21 protein-coding genes and 1 pseudogene are annotated in these 19,303 nt (G+C 56.9%); 16 read left to right on the top strand and 6 right to left on the bottom strand.

Annotated features, from left to right (window positions below):
- The first annotated feature begins 48 nt into the window (after nt 1-48).
- From RR_RS08750 to RR_RS08715, 8 genes are all read left to right on the top strand, one after another.
- On the top strand, nt 49-426 hold the full coding sequence (locus RR_RS08750) for a DUF5820 family protein (protein WP_004961048.1): 378 nt from the start codon (nt 49-51) through the stop codon (nt 424-426).
- A 32-nt stretch (nt 427-458) separates the two neighbouring features.
- On the top strand, nt 459-908 hold the full coding sequence (locus RR_RS08745; protein ID WP_011223423.1) for a UPF0179 family protein: 450 nt from the start codon (nt 459-461) through the stop codon (nt 906-908).
- A 456-nt stretch (nt 909-1,364) separates the two neighbouring features.
- Nucleotides 1,365-2,111, top strand: coding sequence for a hypothetical protein (locus RR_RS08740; RefSeq protein WP_049938855.1), 747 nt, complete (start codon nt 1,365-1,367; stop codon nt 2,109-2,111).
- 13 nt (nt 2,112-2,124) lie between these two features.
- Nucleotides 2,125-3,492 carry a hypothetical protein gene (locus tag RR_RS08735; protein ID WP_049938854.1) on the top strand — a complete coding sequence of 456 codons (1,368 nt, stop codon included), beginning with the start codon at nt 2,125-2,127 and terminating at the stop codon, nt 3,490-3,492.
- Nucleotides 3,493-3,494: 2 nt separating this feature from the next.
- Complete coding sequence (locus tag RR_RS08730) at nt 3,495-4,508, top strand: hypothetical protein (protein ID WP_011223421.1); 1,014 nt, start codon at nt 3,495-3,497, stop codon at nt 4,506-4,508.
- Nucleotides 4,505-6,430, top strand: coding sequence for a VirB4 family type IV secretion system protein (locus tag RR_RS08725; protein WP_011223420.1), 1,926 nt, complete (start codon nt 4,505-4,507; stop codon nt 6,428-6,430). The genes RR_RS08730 and RR_RS08725 overlap by 4 nt, the downstream gene beginning before the upstream one ends.
- A 73-nt stretch (nt 6,431-6,503) precedes the next feature.
- Nucleotides 6,504-6,824 carry a winged-helix domain-containing protein gene (locus RR_RS08720; RefSeq protein WP_011223419.1) on the top strand — a complete coding sequence of 107 codons (321 nt, stop codon included), beginning with the start codon at nt 6,504-6,506 and terminating at the stop codon, nt 6,822-6,824.
- Nucleotides 6,825-6,979: 155 nt separating this feature from the next.
- Nucleotides 6,980-7,501 (top strand): DUF7342 family protein, encoded by a 522-nt coding sequence (locus RR_RS08715; RefSeq protein ID WP_011223418.1) that lies wholly within the window; start codon nt 6,980-6,982, stop codon nt 7,499-7,501.
- 85 nt (nt 7,502-7,586) lie between these two features.
- Here RR_RS08715 and RR_RS08710 read toward each other — a convergent pair whose 3' ends face one another.
- The 4 genes and pseudogenes from RR_RS08710 to RR_RS08695 form a co-directional block, all read right to left on the bottom strand.
- A complete protein-coding gene (locus RR_RS08710; protein WP_011223417.1) occupies nt 7,587-7,994 on the bottom strand; it encodes a type II toxin-antitoxin system VapC family toxin in 408 nt (135 codons plus the stop codon).
- Entirely contained in the window at nt 7,991-8,218 is a 228-nt protein-coding gene (locus RR_RS08705; RefSeq protein ID WP_011223416.1) for a DUF7557 family protein, read from the bottom strand. Before RR_RS08705 ends, RR_RS08710 begins: the two co-directional genes overlap by 4 nt.
- A 360-nt stretch (nt 8,219-8,578) precedes the next feature.
- A pseudogene (locus tag RR_RS08700) lies at nt 8,579-9,401 on the bottom strand (IS5 family transposase).
- 374 nt (nt 9,402-9,775) lie between these two features.
- Nucleotides 9,776-11,026 carry an orc1/cdc6 family replication initiation protein gene (locus RR_RS08695; RefSeq protein WP_049938853.1) on the bottom strand — a complete coding sequence of 417 codons (1,251 nt, stop codon included), beginning with the start codon at nt 11,024-11,026 and terminating at the stop codon, nt 9,776-9,778.
- 1,107 nt (nt 11,027-12,133) lie between these two features.
- Between RR_RS08695 and RR_RS08690 the strand changes: the two genes are divergently transcribed.
- From RR_RS08690 to RR_RS08660, 7 genes are all read left to right on the top strand, one after another.
- A complete protein-coding gene (locus RR_RS08690) occupies nt 12,134-12,709 on the top strand; it encodes a hypothetical protein (protein ID WP_011223412.1) in 576 nt (191 codons plus the stop codon).
- A gap of 325 nt (nt 12,710-13,034) precedes the next feature.
- Nucleotides 13,035-13,325, top strand: a complete 291-nt coding sequence (locus tag RR_RS08685) for a UPF0175 family protein (protein ID WP_011223411.1) — start codon at nt 13,035-13,037, stop codon at nt 13,323-13,325.
- Complete coding sequence (locus RR_RS08680) at nt 13,325-13,855, top strand: DUF3368 domain-containing protein (RefSeq protein ID WP_011223410.1); 531 nt, start codon at nt 13,325-13,327, stop codon at nt 13,853-13,855. The genes RR_RS08685 and RR_RS08680 overlap by 1 nt, the downstream gene beginning before the upstream one ends.
- A 163-nt stretch (nt 13,856-14,018) precedes the next feature.
- A complete protein-coding gene (locus RR_RS08675) occupies nt 14,019-14,303 on the top strand; it encodes an AbrB/MazE/SpoVT family DNA-binding domain-containing protein (RefSeq protein WP_007190274.1) in 285 nt (94 codons plus the stop codon).
- Nucleotides 14,296-14,763 (top strand): type II toxin-antitoxin system VapC family toxin, encoded by a 468-nt coding sequence (locus RR_RS08670; protein ID WP_011223408.1) that lies wholly within the window; start codon nt 14,296-14,298, stop codon nt 14,761-14,763. The genes RR_RS08675 and RR_RS08670 overlap by 8 nt, the downstream gene beginning before the upstream one ends.
- Nucleotides 14,764-15,180: 417 nt before the next feature.
- Nucleotides 15,181-15,696 (top strand): metal-dependent hydrolase, encoded by a 516-nt coding sequence (locus RR_RS08665; RefSeq protein WP_011223407.1) that lies wholly within the window; start codon nt 15,181-15,183, stop codon nt 15,694-15,696.
- Nucleotides 15,697-15,999: 303 nt separating this feature from the next.
- Nucleotides 16,000-16,767, top strand: coding sequence for a hypothetical protein (locus tag RR_RS08660; RefSeq protein WP_011223406.1), 768 nt, complete (start codon nt 16,000-16,002; stop codon nt 16,765-16,767).
- A gap of 39 nt (nt 16,768-16,806) precedes the next feature.
- Here the strand turns inward: RR_RS08660 and RR_RS08655 are convergent, their stop codons facing one another.
- A complete protein-coding gene (locus RR_RS08655; protein WP_011223405.1) occupies nt 16,807-17,373 on the bottom strand; it encodes a hypothetical protein in 567 nt (188 codons plus the stop codon).
- Between the two features lie 235 nt (nt 17,374-17,608).
- Here RR_RS08655 and RR_RS08650 point away from each other — a divergent pair, with 235 nt between their 5' ends.
- On the top strand, nt 17,609-17,869 hold the full coding sequence (locus RR_RS08650; protein WP_004961097.1) for a ubiquitin-like small modifier protein 1: 261 nt from the start codon (nt 17,609-17,611) through the stop codon (nt 17,867-17,869).
- 21 nt (nt 17,870-17,890) lie between these two features.
- Here RR_RS08650 and RR_RS08645 read toward each other — a convergent pair whose 3' ends face one another.
- Nucleotides 17,891-19,195, bottom strand: coding sequence for an acetamidase/formamidase family protein (locus RR_RS08645; protein WP_011223404.1), 1,305 nt, complete (start codon nt 19,193-19,195; stop codon nt 17,891-17,893).
- Nucleotides 19,196-19,303: the final 108 nt, after the last annotated feature.

The following is a 19,303-nucleotide window of genomic DNA, read 5'->3' as shown; positions in this document are numbered from 1 at the left end:
CCTGGGACGGACCAGCGGATTCTTGCCCGTCCACACCGATTCGGCTGTATGGACCTGTCGGGCCTCCCCGATGACTGGACGGTGTGGAACGAGACCGACGAGAAGCTCATCCTCGCGTACCGCCCGGACGTATTCGACTCGGAGCAGTTCCCGGCACCGTGCCTGCCGACTATTTACCTCACGCGCGGGAAACGGACCCGCCGCCCCGGCGCTGACCGGACCGGGGAAAGCTGGTACGTCACCTTCTATTTGGAGCCCGAGGTCGAGCGCGACGCCGATTCCTATGAGCGCCGCGAGGCTGCCGTCGAGGGCGCTGTGGACCTGGCCACTCGGTTTGCCGACGGCGAACTGGACTACCGCTCGCTGTATCAGGTGCCCCGCGAGGCGTATCTGGATAAACTGGACGACCTGACCGGGCGGACATGATGCTTTACCGTGGCGGCGTTCTATAGCCCGGTATGACCACTGTCACGCTCGTCGGGACGCGCCTCGCCGAGGTCGGCGCGGAGTTCGTCTACCGCGGCGAAGCCAGCGGCTGTGAGGGCTGTCCCTACCGCGACCAATGCCTCAATCTGACGACCGGAAACCGCTACCGGATCACCAACGTCCGCCAGAGCGGGCAAACGCTAGACTGTGCCGTGCATGAAAACGGCGTTCGGGCCGTCGAGGTTGAGCCCGCACCGATTCAGGCCAACGTCCCCTCGAAGGGTGCGTACGCTGGGAGTAAGGCGTCGCTGCCGGGCCCCTGTCCTCACACCGAGTGTCCCAGCCACCCCTACTGTGAGCCTGCTGGGGCTGAGTTTGATGAGGAATATCGGATATCCGAGATTGTTGGTGACCCGCCGCATGACTACTGTATGCTAGATCGTGATTTGACGCTGGTGGAGCTGGAAGCGCCCGGAGAATAGAGCAACTACCCCATCCTCTGTTGTTCACTCTGTCGGCAACCTTGGGAAAACCCCCGGTAGAATAGATCAAAGCGGTTCTAGCACTCCCTAGACACCCGGCGACAAGCGCGACGAACGGGCAGGCGGGCGAAACACGACGAAAAGCCAAGTGAGCGGGGCGCTGCGTGGGAAATACAGATCGCTCAAGCGGAACATACCAATATCCCAATCAGTGTCAACTTTAGACCGAATCGCCAGACAGCAACTAAGGTTGGAAATCCATGTACGCCATATCTATCAACTTAAATTAACAAATTCGGGATTCACGGTATTTCCAGACTGCCCGCAAGCAGGGCGCTGTCCCATGAAAAGTGCCCCGTTGGCCAGTGAGCCACGGCATTCGCCAGCTGAATTCCCCACGCATCTAGCCAGGCTCGACAGCGATTATTCACCTTGTTTCGGGGTTGGGGCCCAAGGTTGGACATACCCAGATCGACAAAGGACGGTGTTGGCCCGATTTGGCAGTCTCAATCGCCCCCGATTAGCCTTGCAAGTCACGCGTATCCGATCCGGACTGGGACGACACAGGATGCACTCCGTCAGATTACAGTCCTTGATTCGTACGGCCGGACGCTCCGGGCACCCGCCCTCGACTCGTCGATTGCGCTGGATACGATAAATGGAACCTACGAAGGTAGTTTCGGGATCGCTGCCAGAGCGCCACCGGACGACACTGACCAGTCGGTTCAAGCAATTGGACTCGTTCGGCGGTCACCGACACGGCTGTCACCAGAGACGACGGCGAATCTCCCGGTGAACCGGAGTGAGCTGCGTCTCACTGTCCAGAACACGACCGCAGACACCGTGACAGTCACGGTGACACTCAGAGACGCTACAACGGGTGCGCCTATCGAGACGGCCGCTCGTGACGGGTATATCCAGCTGGATGGGAAGCGAGTCAACACGACTGCAAACGGCACCGTCCACGCGACGATCCCACGGCAAGGGAATGCGATCACTGCGACGTACCGACCGGGCGACTGGTGGCGGACGATCCCGGGCTACGTGGGTGACACAACGACTGTGGGGGCCGGTGGAACGGTCTTGCGGTACGTCCAGATACTGTTCACGGTTAGTGTTCAGATCGGCGTACTCCTGCTGGCTGGCCTGTTGATCGACCGCATTACCGGATGGGGATTCTGGCCACCATGGAGGAATCTGTGATGAGCCGCCCGCTGTGGTCGGACAGGACAAGACAGAGCAGGTCGGCGCGGAACCGACGGTCACCCAACAGCACCGCGAGGAAGATATGACACAGTCACTGGGGGACGTCTTCGTCGACGCGCTGGAGCGGTTCCTGAAGAAACTGGTCGACCCCGTGTTCGGGTTCGTCGGCGACAACATCGGCGCACTCATCGACCTGATCGTGACGACACCGCGTCCGGATGCAGTGTTCAGTCAACCGTCCAACGGTGGCTGGCCGTCGATTTACACATACTACTGGGAGACGATGGTCCCGCTGACACTCCTACTGTGGGGACTCTCGCTTGGCGTGATCATCCTTCTAGAATCGACAAGCCACCTGTTCAGCGGGTACCATCGAACGAAGCTGAAAAAGCGGGCGTTTGCCGGCCTGCTTGGCATCCTGTCGTGGTGGTGGATGGCTGCACTGTCATTGCGATTTATCGACGGCCTGGTCGACTTTATCGTGCCGAGTCTCGACAGTATCGGCCTGTTCGAGACAGTGTCGTTCGGTGCGATGGGGCTTTCGGGACTGACGCTTGCAGCGACACTCGATCTGACGATCTTCCTTGTACTCGCGCTGATCTATCTCGTCCGGCAAATGGCGCTGTACCTGTATGTCCTCCTGATGCCACTGGTGATCGTGTTCTGGGTCCCTGGTATCGGGCCATTCGCACCGGTTGCACGGCTGATGTCGCGACTTGCGGGCTTTTATGTCCCGTTCCTGTTCATGACGGTTCCCATCGCGGTCCTGTTTCGCCTGGGCGAGTTGCTGGGTGATTCAGTCACGGTTTCGATCGGCGGATTCGGGCAGTGGCTGCTGGCCATCGTCACGCCGCTCATCGCAGTTATCGCCCCGTTCGTCCTCTTCTGGCAGGCCGGTGCGCTGTTCTTCATGGCTGACCGTGCGGCCCAGCACGGTTCACGCCGGCGTGCTCGCGACCGAAAAGCAACGGTCGAGACCGCAGGTGAACGCGGAACGCTGGGCCTGAAGAACCTCCGTCGTGGGCTTGCCGGACAGTCTGCGATCAGAGCCAGTGGTCAGGAAGTACTCGGGTCAGGCTCATCCAGCGCACACACTGTTGGCCGTAAAGTGGACCAGACGAAGCGAACGCTTCGTTCCAGGCTCGGTACATCGACGACCGATGACTCGGGAACGAGCGAGCGGAGCGATCCCGACCCATCTGACGAATCGAGAACCAGTGCGGATAGAACCGGCGAAAAAACGCCCGACGATGATCACGAGAGCGAATCGACCGAATCCGATCCGTTTGACGAGCCGGGCTCGGACGCAGAGTCGGTCGAGACTGACGAGTCGGATGGCGACTCGGACGACGATGATAACCCACGCTACATCTACTAGGCATGGCTGAAAGAACTCCTTCGAAACGAATCCCGAAGTCGCTCGGTACCGAAACAAAGCTACTGGGGTCATACACCCTCGGCGACGCCGTCGTGGTATTGTTACCCGCCGTTGCTGTCGTCTTGCTCGTCCAGCTAGTTGTCCCGTCGTCGACACGGATTGCTGGCTACACGGTCCAGGCGATACTTCTCCCGATCGTTGCAGTCGCGATCTGTGTCGGCGCGGTGTTCGTGTACGTGACACCAGCGTACACGTCGAGCCTCGACTGGCTGGTGACGATGCTCCGATTTCACACGACCGTGACGGAGGAGCCTCATTCTGAGGCGCTGGACCATCATCAACTTGAGCGCGTGTATCCAGATGCCAACGTAATCGAACGCCAGGACGGCGCCGTCATTGGCCTCGTTCGGGTGTCGCCACCGTCGATGGCACTGGCAACAGACGAAGAATGGGCCACAACGGCCGATAGCTTTCAGGATTTCCTGAACACGACCGTTACGTTCCCGATACAGATTTACTCGACGACCCAGCCGTTCCCCGTCGAGACGTATCTCGACCACTATCGCGAGCGCCTGGCAGATCCGGACGTGAAGACAAACACGCAACTCCGAACGCTCATCGAGCGGTACATCGAGTGGTACGAACAGGATCTGGCAGCCCGGCAGATGACGATCCGGGACCACTACGTGATCGTCACAGTCTCGCCCGAGGAAGTTCAGTTCGAACGGGAGAGTATCCTCGCGACGCTCAGTGGTGTCCCGGTACTCGGCGTGTTCGTCCGTGCGCTGACGGCCCCACCACCTGAACGCCAGCGTGAGGCACTGTTCACGACACTCGAAGAGCGGCTTTCTCGCGTCCAGTCCGGAATCCGCGATATCGAAGGGTGTGAGGCGATGATCTGTGACGCAAGCGACGGCGCACAGGTCATCAGCGAGTTCTGGGCCGGCCAGACGCTAGAGTACGGTGACTTCGAAGAGATACTCCGGACACGCCCGCTCGTAGGGGACCGCTCATGACGTGGGACTGGCTGCCCTTCGGTGGTGACTCGGACACAGCAGCGGAATCGTCTGAGGAGGACACGCCTGCGTTCGATGTCGTCGACATAGAGAGTGACCGATCGCTGGAGACACCTGCAGATATCCATCAGTCACTCGTCGCGCCATCGGAGATTGAACGAACGCCGACGGCGATACGAACTGGTGAGCGATGGGCACGGACGTTCTGGATCGGGCAGTTCCCGGACGCACCACGGGACGGGCTCTTCGAGAACCTGTATTCGACGGCCGAGACGCGAATGACAGATATCTCGATGCACATCACACCTAGAGACACGCAGACGACGCTGGATTCGCTGGAGAACAAGATCGAGGACCTGGAAGCGGAACTGGAGTATCTCTCGGAGAAGCGCCGGGCAGGCGCACGGGGAGTCAACAAGGACCTGCAGGACTATCAAGAACTGTACGATGTGCTTCGGAACACATCGATGGAAGCGTTCGACGTGTCGATGTATCTCACCGAACGAGGGGAAACGAACGAGGATATTACGTCCGAAACGGTTGCGAACGCGGCCAGACGAGCGCCAGCAAATCTGACACCAGTGTCGCCGCGATGGGCGCAACTGGACGCACTCATCTCAGCCAGTCCAGTCGGTGTGGACAAAATGAATCTTGAACAGGACACACAGACGCCGATGCTGGGTGGTGCGCTGGGAGCGATGTTCCCGTTCGTATCGGGTGCGATGGCCGAACACGGGATTGAGTACGGGACGTATGCGCTCAACGAGAGCCCGTTGTTGCTTGACCGCTTTGCCAGGCAAACGGGGTACTGTGTGATGGTGATCGGCAAACTCGGTGCGGGGAAGTCCTTCTCGACGAAACTACAGTTGCTCCGGCGTGCGATGCACGATCAGGACACCGTCTTGGTGATGCTAGATCCGCTTGAAGGGTTCGCGTCACTCAACGATGCACTCGGTGGTGAGCGTGTCACAGTCGGCGGCTCCCGGTCGTTCAATCCACTGGAGATACAGCCAACACCGACGACCGTGTTAGATACCGTCCCGGATCTGGACCCGTGGGCCGAGCAAATCGCGTGGGTCCTCACGTTCTTCGAGACGTTCTTCGAACAGGTGGCAGGGAATCCCCTTGGTGATCGGAAGCAGACACTTCGCCGGTGTGTTCAGGAGACCTACGAGCAACAGGGTATTACCCGTGACCCAGCAACGCACGACCAACCATCACCGACCGTCCGTGACGTGATTGACGTTCTCGAACAGCTGCTAGACGATCCGGCGGCGTTTGGCTACGTCACAGCTGGTGAACAGGAGAACGTCCGGACGGATGCAGAGTCACTGCTAATCGACCTACGTCCGTCCTTCAGGGAGGGCGGCGATCTCGCGAATCTCGCCGAACCGACGGAGCTCGATATTGCGTCCGATGTCGTGTATCTCGATCTCCACCAGGAAGAGGGGACACGCGGGCGGTCCGAAACGAGTCTGATGATGCAGGTGTTGTTCAACGCGGTGTATGAACGCGCCAAACAGACGGACAAACGGGTCGTGTTCGCTATCGACGAAGCACATTACCTGATGAATGACGCAACATCGCTAGATTTCCTCGAGACGGCTGTCCGTCACAGTCGCCATTACGATATCTCCCTGCAGTTCATCACGCAGACGGGGGGTGAGTTCGCACTCACGCCGGAGGCCCGGACGATCGCAAACCTCTGTTCGATGACCGTCATTCACCGCGTTGACGAGGCGGCGCAGCAGCTAGCTGAGTGGTTTGGCCTCAGTGATCGGGAAGTGGACTGGGTCCAGTCGGCGAAAGCCGGGAACGGTGCTGATGGCTACTCCGAAGCACTGCTTGGTGTTGATGAAGAGGGCTGGTTCCCGATTCGAGTGCGAGCGAGTGAGTACGAGGTTGAGGTCATTGGAGACTAGCGGTTGACCGTTGTATTCCGGACCATATGGCACGAGCAAAAATATTCTAAACCCCTACAGATGTGTCGTCAATATGAACAACCGAACCCTGAACGATTCCGGGACGTACACCGACAAATTGACCGAACAAGACGTGCTGAAAGCATTCGACTACGAAACTACTGCGGAAGCACCGATGCTTACAGCTAGCGAGATCACCGATGCAGTCGCCGAACACTTTGATACCGAAGTCAGTAGCGAGACGGTTCGCCGTCGGCTCCGCGAGATGGAAGACAGCGAACTGGTTGCAAGCAAGGAGTTCGGTGCATCGGCTGCGGGTTGGACCCCACTCGTTGGGCCGCGACTCTCCGATGACGTGCTAGCCAACATCGAGGCTACCGAGAGTGAACTATAGCGTGGCGAGACTCGGTCGCACGACGAACTCTTTGAAAACGAATACTGATCCAAGCTTTGCAAAAGATATATTTGGCGTCCAAATTATATCTTATGTGAAGGGTTGCATCTCTCTGACCGTCAGAGAGAGCGAATCCACAACTAAGCGAGGATCGCATGAATTTCGACCCAACTGAGGAATACGAGGACGTGAACGAGGCAGCGGTTACCGACTGGAAGAGCGAGACGACGACACGCGAGCGAATCAAGGCCGTCATCATGCGAACGACCGAACCGACGTCAGCCTCCGAGGTCGCCGACAAAGCAAGCGCGAGCGAGCCAGTCGTCCGTGATGAACTCACCGACCTCGCTGATAGCGGACTCGTCGAGAAGATCGATGGTGGACAGGGCGCACTGTACAAGCGTAACGACCAGATGTACATCTATCAGCAGGTGCTGAAACTACACGATGAGTACTCTGCAGACGAACTGGTCGAGAAACTGCAGGACATGAAACAGACAGTCAGTGACATCAGAACGACATACGGCGTTGAGTCGCCCGCAGAACTCGCCCAGCAACTCGACCCGGACGACCGCGAAGGGTGGGAAGATCACACGACCTGGCAAACCGCCCAGAAGAATCTCTATCTCGCGAAAGCTGCAATCAGCTTCTATGACGCGGAAAAAATGGTCGTTTAAGCGATGTCATATCTCACAGGGAATACGGGACCAATCGATATACCGAGACAGATGGTTCAAAAGCGCTGGCGCGAAAAGAATAGAGTTAGGAAGCGTCGACAATGTCGATATCCACGAGTTCGTGTACAGGCGTCTTGTCGAAGTCGTTCTTGTCGGCAGTCACGAACGTGGCTTGGTGCTGGCGCGCTGTCGCGGCTATGAGCAGATCGACATCGTCGAGTGAGACACCGGCAGCTTCGAGCGATGTCTCCATGCTGGCCGCCTCGGCAGCAGTATCGCCATCGAAGCTGATCACGGTATCGACAGCTTGTGTCAGCTGGCTTCGCCGCTTGCGCTGTTTTGCCTGTGTGTCGTAAAAGGACAGAAATTCGAAGAGGACAATTGCTGAGATACCCCACGGTTCAGTTCGATGCTCGGATAAATAGTTGAGAACGGCTTCATCCGGATCCGGGTGGGCGTATTTTCGGATGATATTATTGTCGAGGAGAATCATTCCAGGTCCGTTGTCCGGGCCTCAAACGAGTCGTTGAGGTCCTCACGTTTCTGTTTCATGTGTTCCTCGATTCCCTCCTCAGCAAATCCTGCCATTTCACGGATGTCTTCCTCAGTCCGAGTGATTGCGAGCCGGTCCAGTAACTCGTCGAATGTTTCGTCTTCACGCTTCACTGCTTCCAGCTTTGCTTTTGTTTCATCTGAGATTCGGATTGATGAGCTCATATCGAATACAACGTATTCGACTGGGTTAGTGATTTCGCCCCAGAATTGCCAGGCCCGACTTGTCGCAAAACCAAGGTTCAATCAGTAGATTGTCTGTACTGACCGGAGCCAATTCAGAACGTATCACCGGCTGAAGATTCCAACAGAGCCAATTAATCTGCTGTGTTGAATAGCGCCTTCTGAGCGACGGTGAAGTGACACCGATCTTTAGACCACCGGCATCAACCCCTGACGAGCCGCCTCAAATCCGACTACCTCGACCAACACCGCTATTCAACAGAGCACAATAGAGGATGACGCAGTTAACTCCGAATCCAGTGTGTCTCTGTTCTGCTCTGTTGAATAGATGCTGAGTCATTGTTAGAGCGGCTCACAGAGTGATTCTATGTTAGTAATGGCAAACATCAGGACGATTTCACGAAACTGCCGATACCAGTCCAGCGCTCGCACGGCATCGCCGAGCGAGCGCTTCGCTGTTGAATAGGATGTTTCTGCCATCCAGCGCTGAGAGTATCCTTTTGACCGGATGAGCGCATTGTTCGCGGTTGCCATCAGTGACGAACCACGGTAGTGAACGAGATAGTCAAGATCGTGCGCAGCAATCTCGTATTCGGTGTGCCAGTCTTGGAACGCGTTATCAGCGGCGACAGTGTGCAGATCGTCCGCGTTTCGGCGGACGATCTGCGGACCAGTCTTCGTATCATGCCTCCATTGGGCGTGACACTGCACATCGAGAACGGCAAGTGACTCTGTGTCAGTCAGCGTCGTCACTTTGAGCGTTTCTACCGACCGATCAGACCGTACGGTAGTACGCGGAAGCGTGGCCACGGTCGAAGAACGTGCTGTCGAGAGCTATATGCCCGGACTGCGGGTGTTGCTGCGCTGAGGCGCGCAGCAACGCCCGCCATACCCACATTTTGAACCGATCGAAGGATTTGTTGAGGGTGGTGAAGTCAGGGATATTTTCTTCCTCCAAATCGAGTACCTCCAGCAGTGCGGTCATGTACTCCAGCCGGTTTTCGGTTTCACGGAAGCTGTGGCTCTCTTCACGCCGAAAACAGTGAATGACGACATGCTTCCAGCGGGCGAACCCGCCGCTGGCGGGCTCGCCCGCATGCTTCCCCAACGCTTGTTTAGCCAGGTGCCGACATTCTTCGACGAAGTCGAGGATATCGACTTCCATTGGATAGGATCGAATTCCTCGGCTTCACCCTTCTAAACCCGTGATATCAGTCGATAAAATCGCTATTCAACAGAGCACTCTATTGCTGTCTTCAGACGTGACCCACCCCACTGTGTCGAGGGTTCCAGCTATCTTGATCCGAACGTGTTGGTGACACAGACACCCCACCATGTCGAATGTTTTTAGTCAGCACTCAATACGCTATCTCTGTAAAGACTCTTTAAGAACCATCCACAGGAAATCTCAAAGACACACACCTCGTTCCGAGTTAGTGAGATTGAGCCATAATTTAGTCACTCAGTTGGACTCCACTACGTTGAATGTACCATCAATCGCCTCCTGAACCCAGAGACACACACCCGATTCCGAGTTAGTCACCGGTCAGTATCCACTTGGGCAGAACCGGGGTTCATTTTAAACACGACATTCGGATCCCAGAGAAGCCGGTGTTCTTTGTACGTCCCTTTTCCCATACCGCCGTGTTCTTGATTCGACTCCGTTATCTCGAGAAACGCGAGTTCATTGAGTAGGCCGCGGATCGTATCTGTGGTTAGTGTGTCGGTTGCTTCAGTTTTACAGACTTCCTCGTACACATCATAAATCACCGTTGTTCGGAACCAGTCATTGCTATTTGTGGTTCCGTCTGTAAGGTTCGCAAGTGCATAGAGAACGTACTTGCTATGCGGTGGCAGACCTGAAATGAGTTCTTTGAGTCGTTCAACTTCAGCCTGTTCTTGGGCTAATTCGAGATGTGACTCTTTGACCGTCCCAATGTTGTTGGTCTTCGCGTAATCTCCTGCATGCCGGAGCAGTCGAATTGCCTTTCGAGCGTCCCCATGGCGCTGTGCAGCAAGCGCAGCTGTTTTTGGGATCACTCCGGGCATCAAGATATCCTCCTGAAAAGCATCTTTCCGGTTTTCAAGGATTTGCCGTAGCTGCTCTCCATCGTATGGGTCAAAGATCATTTCGTTGTGGCCGAGGCTACTTTTGACCCGTTCGGTCATTTGTTCCCGAAAATTCACCTTATTTGAGATCGAAATAATTCCAATTGGGACATCTACCTTCCCCGCTTCGCGGGCCCGTGACAGTATCATGAGAATATCATCGTCGCTCAGCCGGTCGACTTCATCCAGCGTAATTAATGCAGCATCGTATTCGGTACCAAGGATTTGCCACAGTCGGTTGTAGTACTCATTGGTAGAAATACCACGCGTTGGGACTGTAACACCAGATGTCGATCGATTAATCTTATCTGCAATTGTCTGGACTGTATCGGCTTCTCCTCTTGACTGGGCACAGTCGACTGTCACCGTTGCTAGTCGCCGGTCACGCCGCTGGGCTTCCCTCCGTGCTCGTTCCATCACATGATTAGCAACGAGTGACTTCCCAGAGCCTGTCTTTCCATAGAGGATCACAGAGTTCGGTGGTGATCCTGTAACGGCTGGCCCAATCTCGTTTGCTAATTCAGTAATATGCTCATCCCGGCCAACAATCCGGTTTTCATCTGGAACGTGATCAATATTCAGCAGTTCTCGATTCGCGAAGATCTCACCCTTGCCGTCCCCATCCACTTCTTCAAAGAGCTCATCCCCAGCATCAAGATCTCCATCTTCGCTCTGCTCCATACATATTTTATTTTCAGGTGACATATATACTCTTTGGACCTGATTTCGAGTTAGTTAGAGGTCAAGAGTCTATAAAAGCCGCTGCAGAAGCATATCAAAACTAACTTTGAATTAGGTAGTAACACACCAAGTTCCGAGTTAGTGGTTGCTGGAGTTTCAAACCAGATTGCATGCTGACAACACTTGACTTTTCGAGTGGCCTGTGTCCTGAAGAGGTTCGAATTCGCGATAGTGTACTGAACTCTTACCGTGCAGACACCCAATTCGGAGTTAGTTTAATTACCAATAGTAATATATGTGAGCAAGTCACAAACTCAGATGAGTTCGGACACACCTGCTTCCGAGTTAGTATTGATAAATTTCCAACTAGTGTCTAAAGTCATTAGAGTTGATCTGCGTTTGATTTCCCTCTAACACATGAATTTGAGAACTGAACTAACTCGGAAGCAGGTGTGTGTCCCAGGGGCCAATGGCTGTACTGGATGTTCCCATCTGATCTGGTTCCAGCCATTCGATAGAGATATTTGCTACCAGAGCACTCTTGTGCCGATAACGATCAGCGGTCAGTACACTCGGTACCTGGTGTGTGCCTGCGAGAGCCGCTCGCGGACTAGTGTAAAACGGCAGTCGGGTCGCATATTCGATTCAACCCGCGACTTCGCGGCTTTGTCCGCTTTGCGTCCCGAAACCCGGTTACTTGCCGCTCATCAGAAATATCGTGGAGGTCCCGAGTTTTCACTCGGTGCGGGGTGTGTCTGAGACGAGAATCTATCGACCAAACAATGACAACCAGTCAGTACACTCGGTGTCAGGTGCGTCTGGGACAAGCTTTCCACTAGTCAGGCAGGGACCAGCACACCTGTATCAACGGCACACCCACCCCAAAGCGCCACCCACGGCAGCAGCCGCGTAGTCCATATGAGAGCTCACGAAGGAAGCGATACGACAATCCGGGCACGGACGATTCGAACGCAGTACGACGTCATTCATCACCGGGCGGTGACAGGTACACTCTTGGCCCGGTGGATGCAAGGGGCTGACTCGTACACGGAGACGCTTGACGGCTTATCGGTTAGGTGTTAATAAGTGGAAAGAGTAACACTGAGTATGCACCAGCGGTGGTCAGACTTCGCACCAGAACTCGAATCCGGTGAATCGGACCGCGTCAACGACGTTATTGACGACATTAGCAACATGAGCCTCAGCGAACGGAGCGAACTTTTCAACGGCTGCTTCGACGAGGTAGTCCAACTGTATGAGGCGGCCGACGATGGATACGTCCGGCAGTCAGTTGTCCGCGTCGCAGACCAGCTTGCACCTGGACTTCCGATCGTAACGGCACTCGACAATGACGACCGATCTATCGCTATCGACGAAGCAACTTTCCAGGACCAGACGGATGCACTGTGTGGCTTTCTACTAGAGGCGCTCACGGACGACGATGGCCGTGTCAGACAAGCGGCCAAGCGTGGCTTGAAAGACGTGTTTCGAACCTACGACGCGCTTGACGATGAGGAGACACTGGAAGCGCTTGTCATCGAACTGGACGAGATGGCAGGGGAAACGTCGGGGACGCAGGCGAAGCACCTCCGTGAAGCGAAAGAAGACGCCAAATTCTCGCTTCAGTCGGGCGTCGCGCGTCTTGTCGAGGGATTCGAAGGGGAGTTCGGCGATTCGATTTAGAAGGACACGTAACTCCCCAGTTCCATTCCTGAGCCCAGAGACACACTTGACACCCAGTTAGACGCTCAGATGTCCACAAAGATAGCTGCTGAAGCATAGCCCTGCCTCACGAAGTTGAGAACTGAACTAACTCCGAATCGGGTGCGTGTCTCACCGGTCAATGGATATCTCTGGTGCTATCGAGCTAGTTCCAGCCATCACCCAGTCAAACCATTGAGCGCGTTCGAGCGGGTCCCCCAGCGGGCGTCCATTGTTGAGAAACCGCTACTGGCAGTGCGACTAGTTTCACCGAAGCGCTTGTATACATTGAAAACATAGTATACATATGGGGTCGATTTCCGCACGCGTTCCTGACGACTTAGAAGAGGAGTTGCAGACATTCATCGACGAGGAACGTCTTGATACGAGCACGGCGATCCGAAAACTGCTCTCGGAAGGATTAGACGAGTGGCGAACGGAACAGGCGCTCGAACGGCTTGAGCGCGGTGAGGTGACATTCAGTAAAGCGGCCGAACTCGCGGGCGTGGATACGTGGGAACTTGCCCGCCTCGCTCGCGAACGAGACATTACGTGGGGCGGCGACGACCACCTCGAATCCGACCTCGACGATCTCTAATGTTCGTCTTCGACGCGACGCCGCTCATCTACCTCGCAAAAGCAGAGCGACTCTCGTTACTCAGTCGTCTCGATGCATCTCGACTCATTCCACAACGCGTGTACGAGGAGGTTGTGACGGTCGGTCTTGATGCCGGCTATCCGGATGCCCGCCGTATCGAACAATCGGTAGAAGAGGGTACGTTCGATGTGGTGTCAGTACCCGAGACCACGCTCTTCGACCGGCTCAGCGGGAACCCGAACGTCAGTGACGCTGACGTTGCGGTACTGGCACTCGCGGCTGACCACGGTGCGACAGCCGTGATGGACGACGCGTACGGGCGGGACATCGCCGCTGTGGAAGCCATCGAAACACGGGGTACCGCCTATCTCGTTCTCTCCCTGGTCCGGGACGGCGAACTCGAAGCGGACGACGCGCGGGAGACGCTGGAGGCGATGCTTGATGCGGGTTGGCACTGCTCGCCAAGCCTCTATTCGAAACTGCTCTCGAAGCTGGAGGAGCTAGCAGTTGGCGGAGCCGATAATCGATAGTCGGCCAAGCGTGGCTCACAACGTACACACAAACAGTCAGTATACTCGGTATGGGGTGTGTCCGAGACAGGCTTTCTGACAGTTAGGCAGCGACTGGTACGCTCCATTGAATGGCACCATGTTCTGTACCAAGAGTTATAGCATTCCCACGTTAAGTGGGAATATGGCGAAGGTGGACTCAAAAGGCCGGATCGTTCTCCCACAAGAGGTCCGAGAGAAACTGGGCATTTCTCCTGGCACAGAAGTCGAAATCCACGAAGAAGACGGGAAAGCAGTTGTTGAACCTGAAGACAACCCCGAACAGATCATTGAACGGATGGAGAAACTCGTTGCGGCTACAGATTCGGAGCGCGGGAAGACATCGCCAATAGACGAGGGAGTCGACCCGATTGCCAAGAAGCATAGAGACGCTGTCCGGAGAGGAGCCGAAAAAAACAGCGATGAGTGATGCTGGTGGCCCGTATCTCTTCGATGTCGGAGTAATTGCACTCGCACACACTGAGGCCCCTGTTCGTGAGGCTGCACTTACGTACGTTCGGGATGCCATCGCTGGCGATATAGATGCCGTTGTTCCGTATCCTGCGTTGTTCGGAGCGCACACCGTTCTGACGACGTACTACAGCCGTTCAAACGCAGAGGCATCTCGACTGCTACAGAATTTCATGGATGCAAAGCGAATCCATTGGAACGGGGGACTGTCCGAGAGTACAGTTCGTGATGGGTTTTCACAGGCGAGTGAAACAAATGTTGGTGGATGGGACGGGTACTATGCTCAGGTAGCGATCGACGAAGGAGTGAATACTGTGTTGACAATTGATGACGACTTTGAACGGTTTGATGCATTCGATACCGAGGTCATTCTGTCGCCTGCTGAATTCAGCGAACTGAACAGGTTTCTTGAGAACTGAGTGCATCCCGGGTTCTGCTCTGGCGATTACTCGAGCCGCCGGTTGGGTCCTGTGTTTTCACTCGTTGTTGGGTGTGTCTGGAACGTGAATCTGTCAAACTGGCAGTGACCGGCACATTTCAAATCAAGATGTATTCCGGCGAGACTCACCTAAGCGAGGCATCCATGATAGCTATCCAGACACTTAGCGAAACGGTGGAAGCCGTGGGGATTACTGAAAAAGTACACCAGCATCTTGATCGGAGTGACTGACTTCTCCTCGACACAAAGTCGTCCAACTGCTACCAAAGACACTGTACATGGTGGAAGCCATTATAATGGACGCACTGTCCACTCTTCACCGGAATACTATGCGACACGCAGACTCTCCCACACAAGGCATTTCCTCGCACACGACCTCAGCACTACTAACCAGAGAATGGTCCTCCCGAGCGAGCATTTCATTATCGCCCTCCTCCCTGTCGCAGTATACGCACTCCTCCGGGACAGACACCTCCCGTCGCTCCAGTTGGTCGCAGTCACGTTTTTCGGCAGCCAGTTCCCAGATCTCATCGACAAGCCGTTAGCGTACGAACTTCATCTCATCCCCTCCGGTCGGGTGTTTATGCACTCGCTCCCGTTCGCAATTCCGCTGTCGATCGTCGTCATCGCGTACGCAGTCCGAACGGACCGGACTCGACTTGGAACGGCGTTTGCGTTCGCCCACCTCTCACATCTGGTAGCCGATAATCAACAACTCTTGCCTCCGAACCTGTACGTGTCGTCGGATTTGCTCTGGCCGCTCCAGCCGCCCGTCGCACGCTCGCCAGTCCCACAGTGGGTCGGTGAGGGCGCAGTGAATCTGCATCTCTGGACCGGGTTTTCGGTGCTCGTCCTCACGCTGGTGGCGTACGTGCTAGTCGTGGACCTGCAAGCCCAACTCGACAGTAGATAGCGGTGTCGGCACCACGCTGGAGCCAGAACTGCATATCAGGCGGAAATAACGATTCTCCGGAGACGATTGCCAGGCAGACAGCAGTTCCAACCGGAGCGGCCTGATCACTTGCATTCTGTGCTTGTGTCTCCACCTGCTTGCAACCTATGCGCGTAAACGGGAAAGTGGAGTTACTGACGACGCAGTGACCCCATTCTGCCGGGAGCTTCCCCTATGATGTAGCGAGGGCGCTGTTTTCAGCTGTTGGGCTGTCACGAATCGGACCCATGATGTTTTAGACGGACGGGCGAGCGAGAACACTGTATGCGACGATTGGTCCTCGCCGTATGCCTCGTTTCCTTCCTTGCCGGGTGTGGTGCATTCATGACTGATAGCCCGCCACTGAGCGACGAACGAGCCGTCACGGCTGTCGAGGAGGCGAACAGCACCGTCGCCGCCGTCGAAGCGTACCGATTCGAGATGGAGATGCACGTGACAGCGTCGGATGGTGAGCAATCACGGACTGTGAGAGTCGACGGCGATGGTGCCGTAAACGTTTCCGCAAAACGGATGCAAGCGACGACGCGGACACAAGACCAAACGGTCGAATCCTACATCGACGGGTACAGAGCGTACCAGGGCTGTCAGGACCCTTGGGGTGGCTACGCCGTTGAGAACGTCTCGCGCTCCGAGCCGTGGGCGACCACGACGCCACTCCATCGGCAACTGCTGCTCTTCGAACGCTCGAACGTCTACTGGCGGGGCAATGAGACGCTTGACGGTAACCGGACTGTCCTTGTCACGGCGTCACCGAGCACTGAGACTATCAGGTCACTCATGGATCGCCGACAGGCTGGTGGCATGGAGCTACGCCGCGGCTCACTTGAGAACGCGACGGCGCGACTGTGGCTTGATCCGGAAACGAACCGACCGGTACAGTCGGAACTCAGAATACAAATCTCACAGCGTGGAGCGACTGCAACCGCGACGATTACGGTCCAGTACAGTGAGTACGGTGACCCAGCCGCCATCTCGATTCCGCCAGCGGTGTACGACGACCCGCACGAACTCGGGTGTCCCGGTGCGAGCTGAACCCGAGAGAAACCGCTTCAACCGTCGGCGAACACTCGCTTAGTCCGTCCAGTTCTCGTACAGCCCGCGTCCGACGACACCGAGGCCGACGAGCGTTATGAGGTTGAGGAGGAGGCTGCCGACGACTGGAATTGCGAAGGGGACGGCCAGTAACAGCCCGCCGGCGACGCCATCTGTTGCGCTGACGGTTCCGTCATCGCCAATAACCGAGTTCCCGACCCAGACGGCGGTAATGCCGGTACCGACGAGACTGAGGATGCCGATGAGAAGTAGTCCGGGGATCGAGACCAGAGCCCCGATAATTGTCAGTGCGAGTAGCACCAGTCCGATAGGGACCAGAATGCCGACGAGGACGCCCCATCCGATTGCACCGCCGGGGTCGTCCTGAATCTCCCGCACGGCGTTTGTCGTATACGTCGGGCCGATAGCGGCGGCTGCGGCACCCAGAACTGCGAGAATAACAAACCCGACACCGAAACGGAGGACAACGTTGAGGGCCGGGCCCGCACTCCCACCCGGGGCTGTAGGCTGTGCTGTTGCGACCCCGGCGAGTCCGAGTACGGCGAGCAGACTCCCGAGGCTACTGACGGCTTGCTTGGAGGGCATCGTAGCAGTTGTTCGGTTTCAACTGTGCTTATAAACCTCTTTTGTCTGTTTGCCATCTGTCATCGCAGCCGGTGACTCTACGTTCCGTTCCAGTTCGAATCGCGATAGCATTCGCACAAACCGGCACGGAGTATCCGATCTGGTCGGACTGTGTTGGCGGCGAATCCGTTCACATTCAGCAGCGACATCAAGCGGGAGACGTATCTTTTTGCGGTCTGGGACCTGACTGTGCAGTGTGGACGTGACCGTATACGGGCCGCTCCGGGCGGCGACAGGAGCGAAAACAGTCGAGATTACCGTCGATGGCGACACCGTCGGAGCCGTGATTACGGCCTTCGTCGACGCGTATCCGCGTGCGGAGTCACAGTTAGTCGATGCGGACGGCGAACTCCGACCGAGTGTGCGGGTGATGGTCGACGGGGACAACGCGACCCATGACCAGCGGGTCCCGTCCGGCGCGGCGGTCGAACTCTTTCCGGCGATGCGAGGTGGGTGAACGCCAACAGCCGCCGTCCAACTACAGGTCGTACTGTTCGCGGACGGTTCCGGCGAGCCCCTGTTCTTCGAGGAGGGCCATCGGCGCGAGCATCGAGAGCTGGACAACGCCGGGCAGTCGCGCGATTTCGACGCCGCCGGTGAACGTACAGCGTGCCCGGACTTCACCCTCTGACATACCGAAGAGCGTTCCAGCCCGTGCGAACGCGTTCTCGGTGGCGTCGTTGATAGTCGCGCCGGACCCGATAATCTGGAGCGGCGCTGCATCAACGACGTTATCGACGTGGTGTTCGGCGGCGAGGGCCTTGCCTGTCTCCCGCTCAGCGTCCGTGTACGGCTTGGCGATATCCGGCAGGTCCGACTCGTTTGGAAGCAGAAGCGGACCGTCGATGTCGAGGTCCTTGATGACGCTGACTTCGAGTTCGGTGCGGCCGCTCACGTCGGTCGTATGAAGCGAGAGTTCGCCGTCGCCCTGGTTGGCGTGCAGGTCCCCGACGTAGAGGCCCGCGCCGTCTATCTCGACGGGGCAGATGAGCGTCGCGCCGGGGCGGACATCGTTCGAGTCCATGTGGCCATCCGTCCGGGCCGCAAGCGCCGATTCGTCGGCGAGGCCCCAGTCGTGGTCGGCTCCGATGAGGAACTGGCCGAAGTCACCGGCGTTGTGTGAATCAGGAAACTCGACCGACGGCGTCGTCCCGATGTTCCCGATGAACGGCCGGAGGTGCCCGAGCGTGCCCGGGATTTCATCGGGCTTGTACAGCAAAATCGGGTGTTGCCGGGAGTGGTCGGGCAGTGCCGTCGCCTCGTCAGCGCGCTCCGCGAGGTCCGCGGCACCGTCGGGGCCGACCGTGAGGCCCACCGAGCGGTCCTCGTCGAAGGCAACGGTGTACCCGAATTCGAAGCCAAAGGACGAGGCGTTGGCCCCACACTCCGCACAGTGAATCGCGTCTTCGCCGGTGCCCTCGACGACGCTGTCGGGCCACTCGGTGCCACACTCCGGGCATCGATGGTCGACGAACGGGTCACTCCCGAAGGCGTCCTCCCGTTCGGCCATGCTGCCCGTGCTTGTTGCGACACTCGTCACCTCGACGTCTTTGATGTGGACGACGAGCGCGTCACCGGGTTCGGCGTTCTCGACCCGGATCGGTCGCGTCACCTCATGGCCGCCGCGGAACTCGGGGGTGATCATCGGCCCCCAGCACGCGGGAGGCGTATGGGTGCGAACGGTCCCGCCGTCGGCAACCGTACCGGCCCATTCCTGATCCGGCCCGACGAGTCCCAATGTAAACCGGTCGACATCGAGTTCCTGCTGGATTTGCTCTGACATACATTCTCAAGCACGGGCTATTGGAGAATAAATCATAGCGTGGATCGAACCGTTCTAGTCGTCGCCCTGCACAAGTGGAAGTCCGCCACGATGCGTACCTCAGTTCCA

It is taken from the genome of Haloarcula marismortui ATCC 43049 (genome assembly GCF_000011085.1).
In the GTDB taxonomy this organism is placed as follows: Archaea; Halobacteriota; Halobacteria; order Halobacteriales; family Haloarculaceae; genus Haloarcula; species Haloarcula marismortui.
Note: the sequence above shows the minus strand (reverse complement) of the source record. Positions and strands in the feature narration are given on the sequence as shown.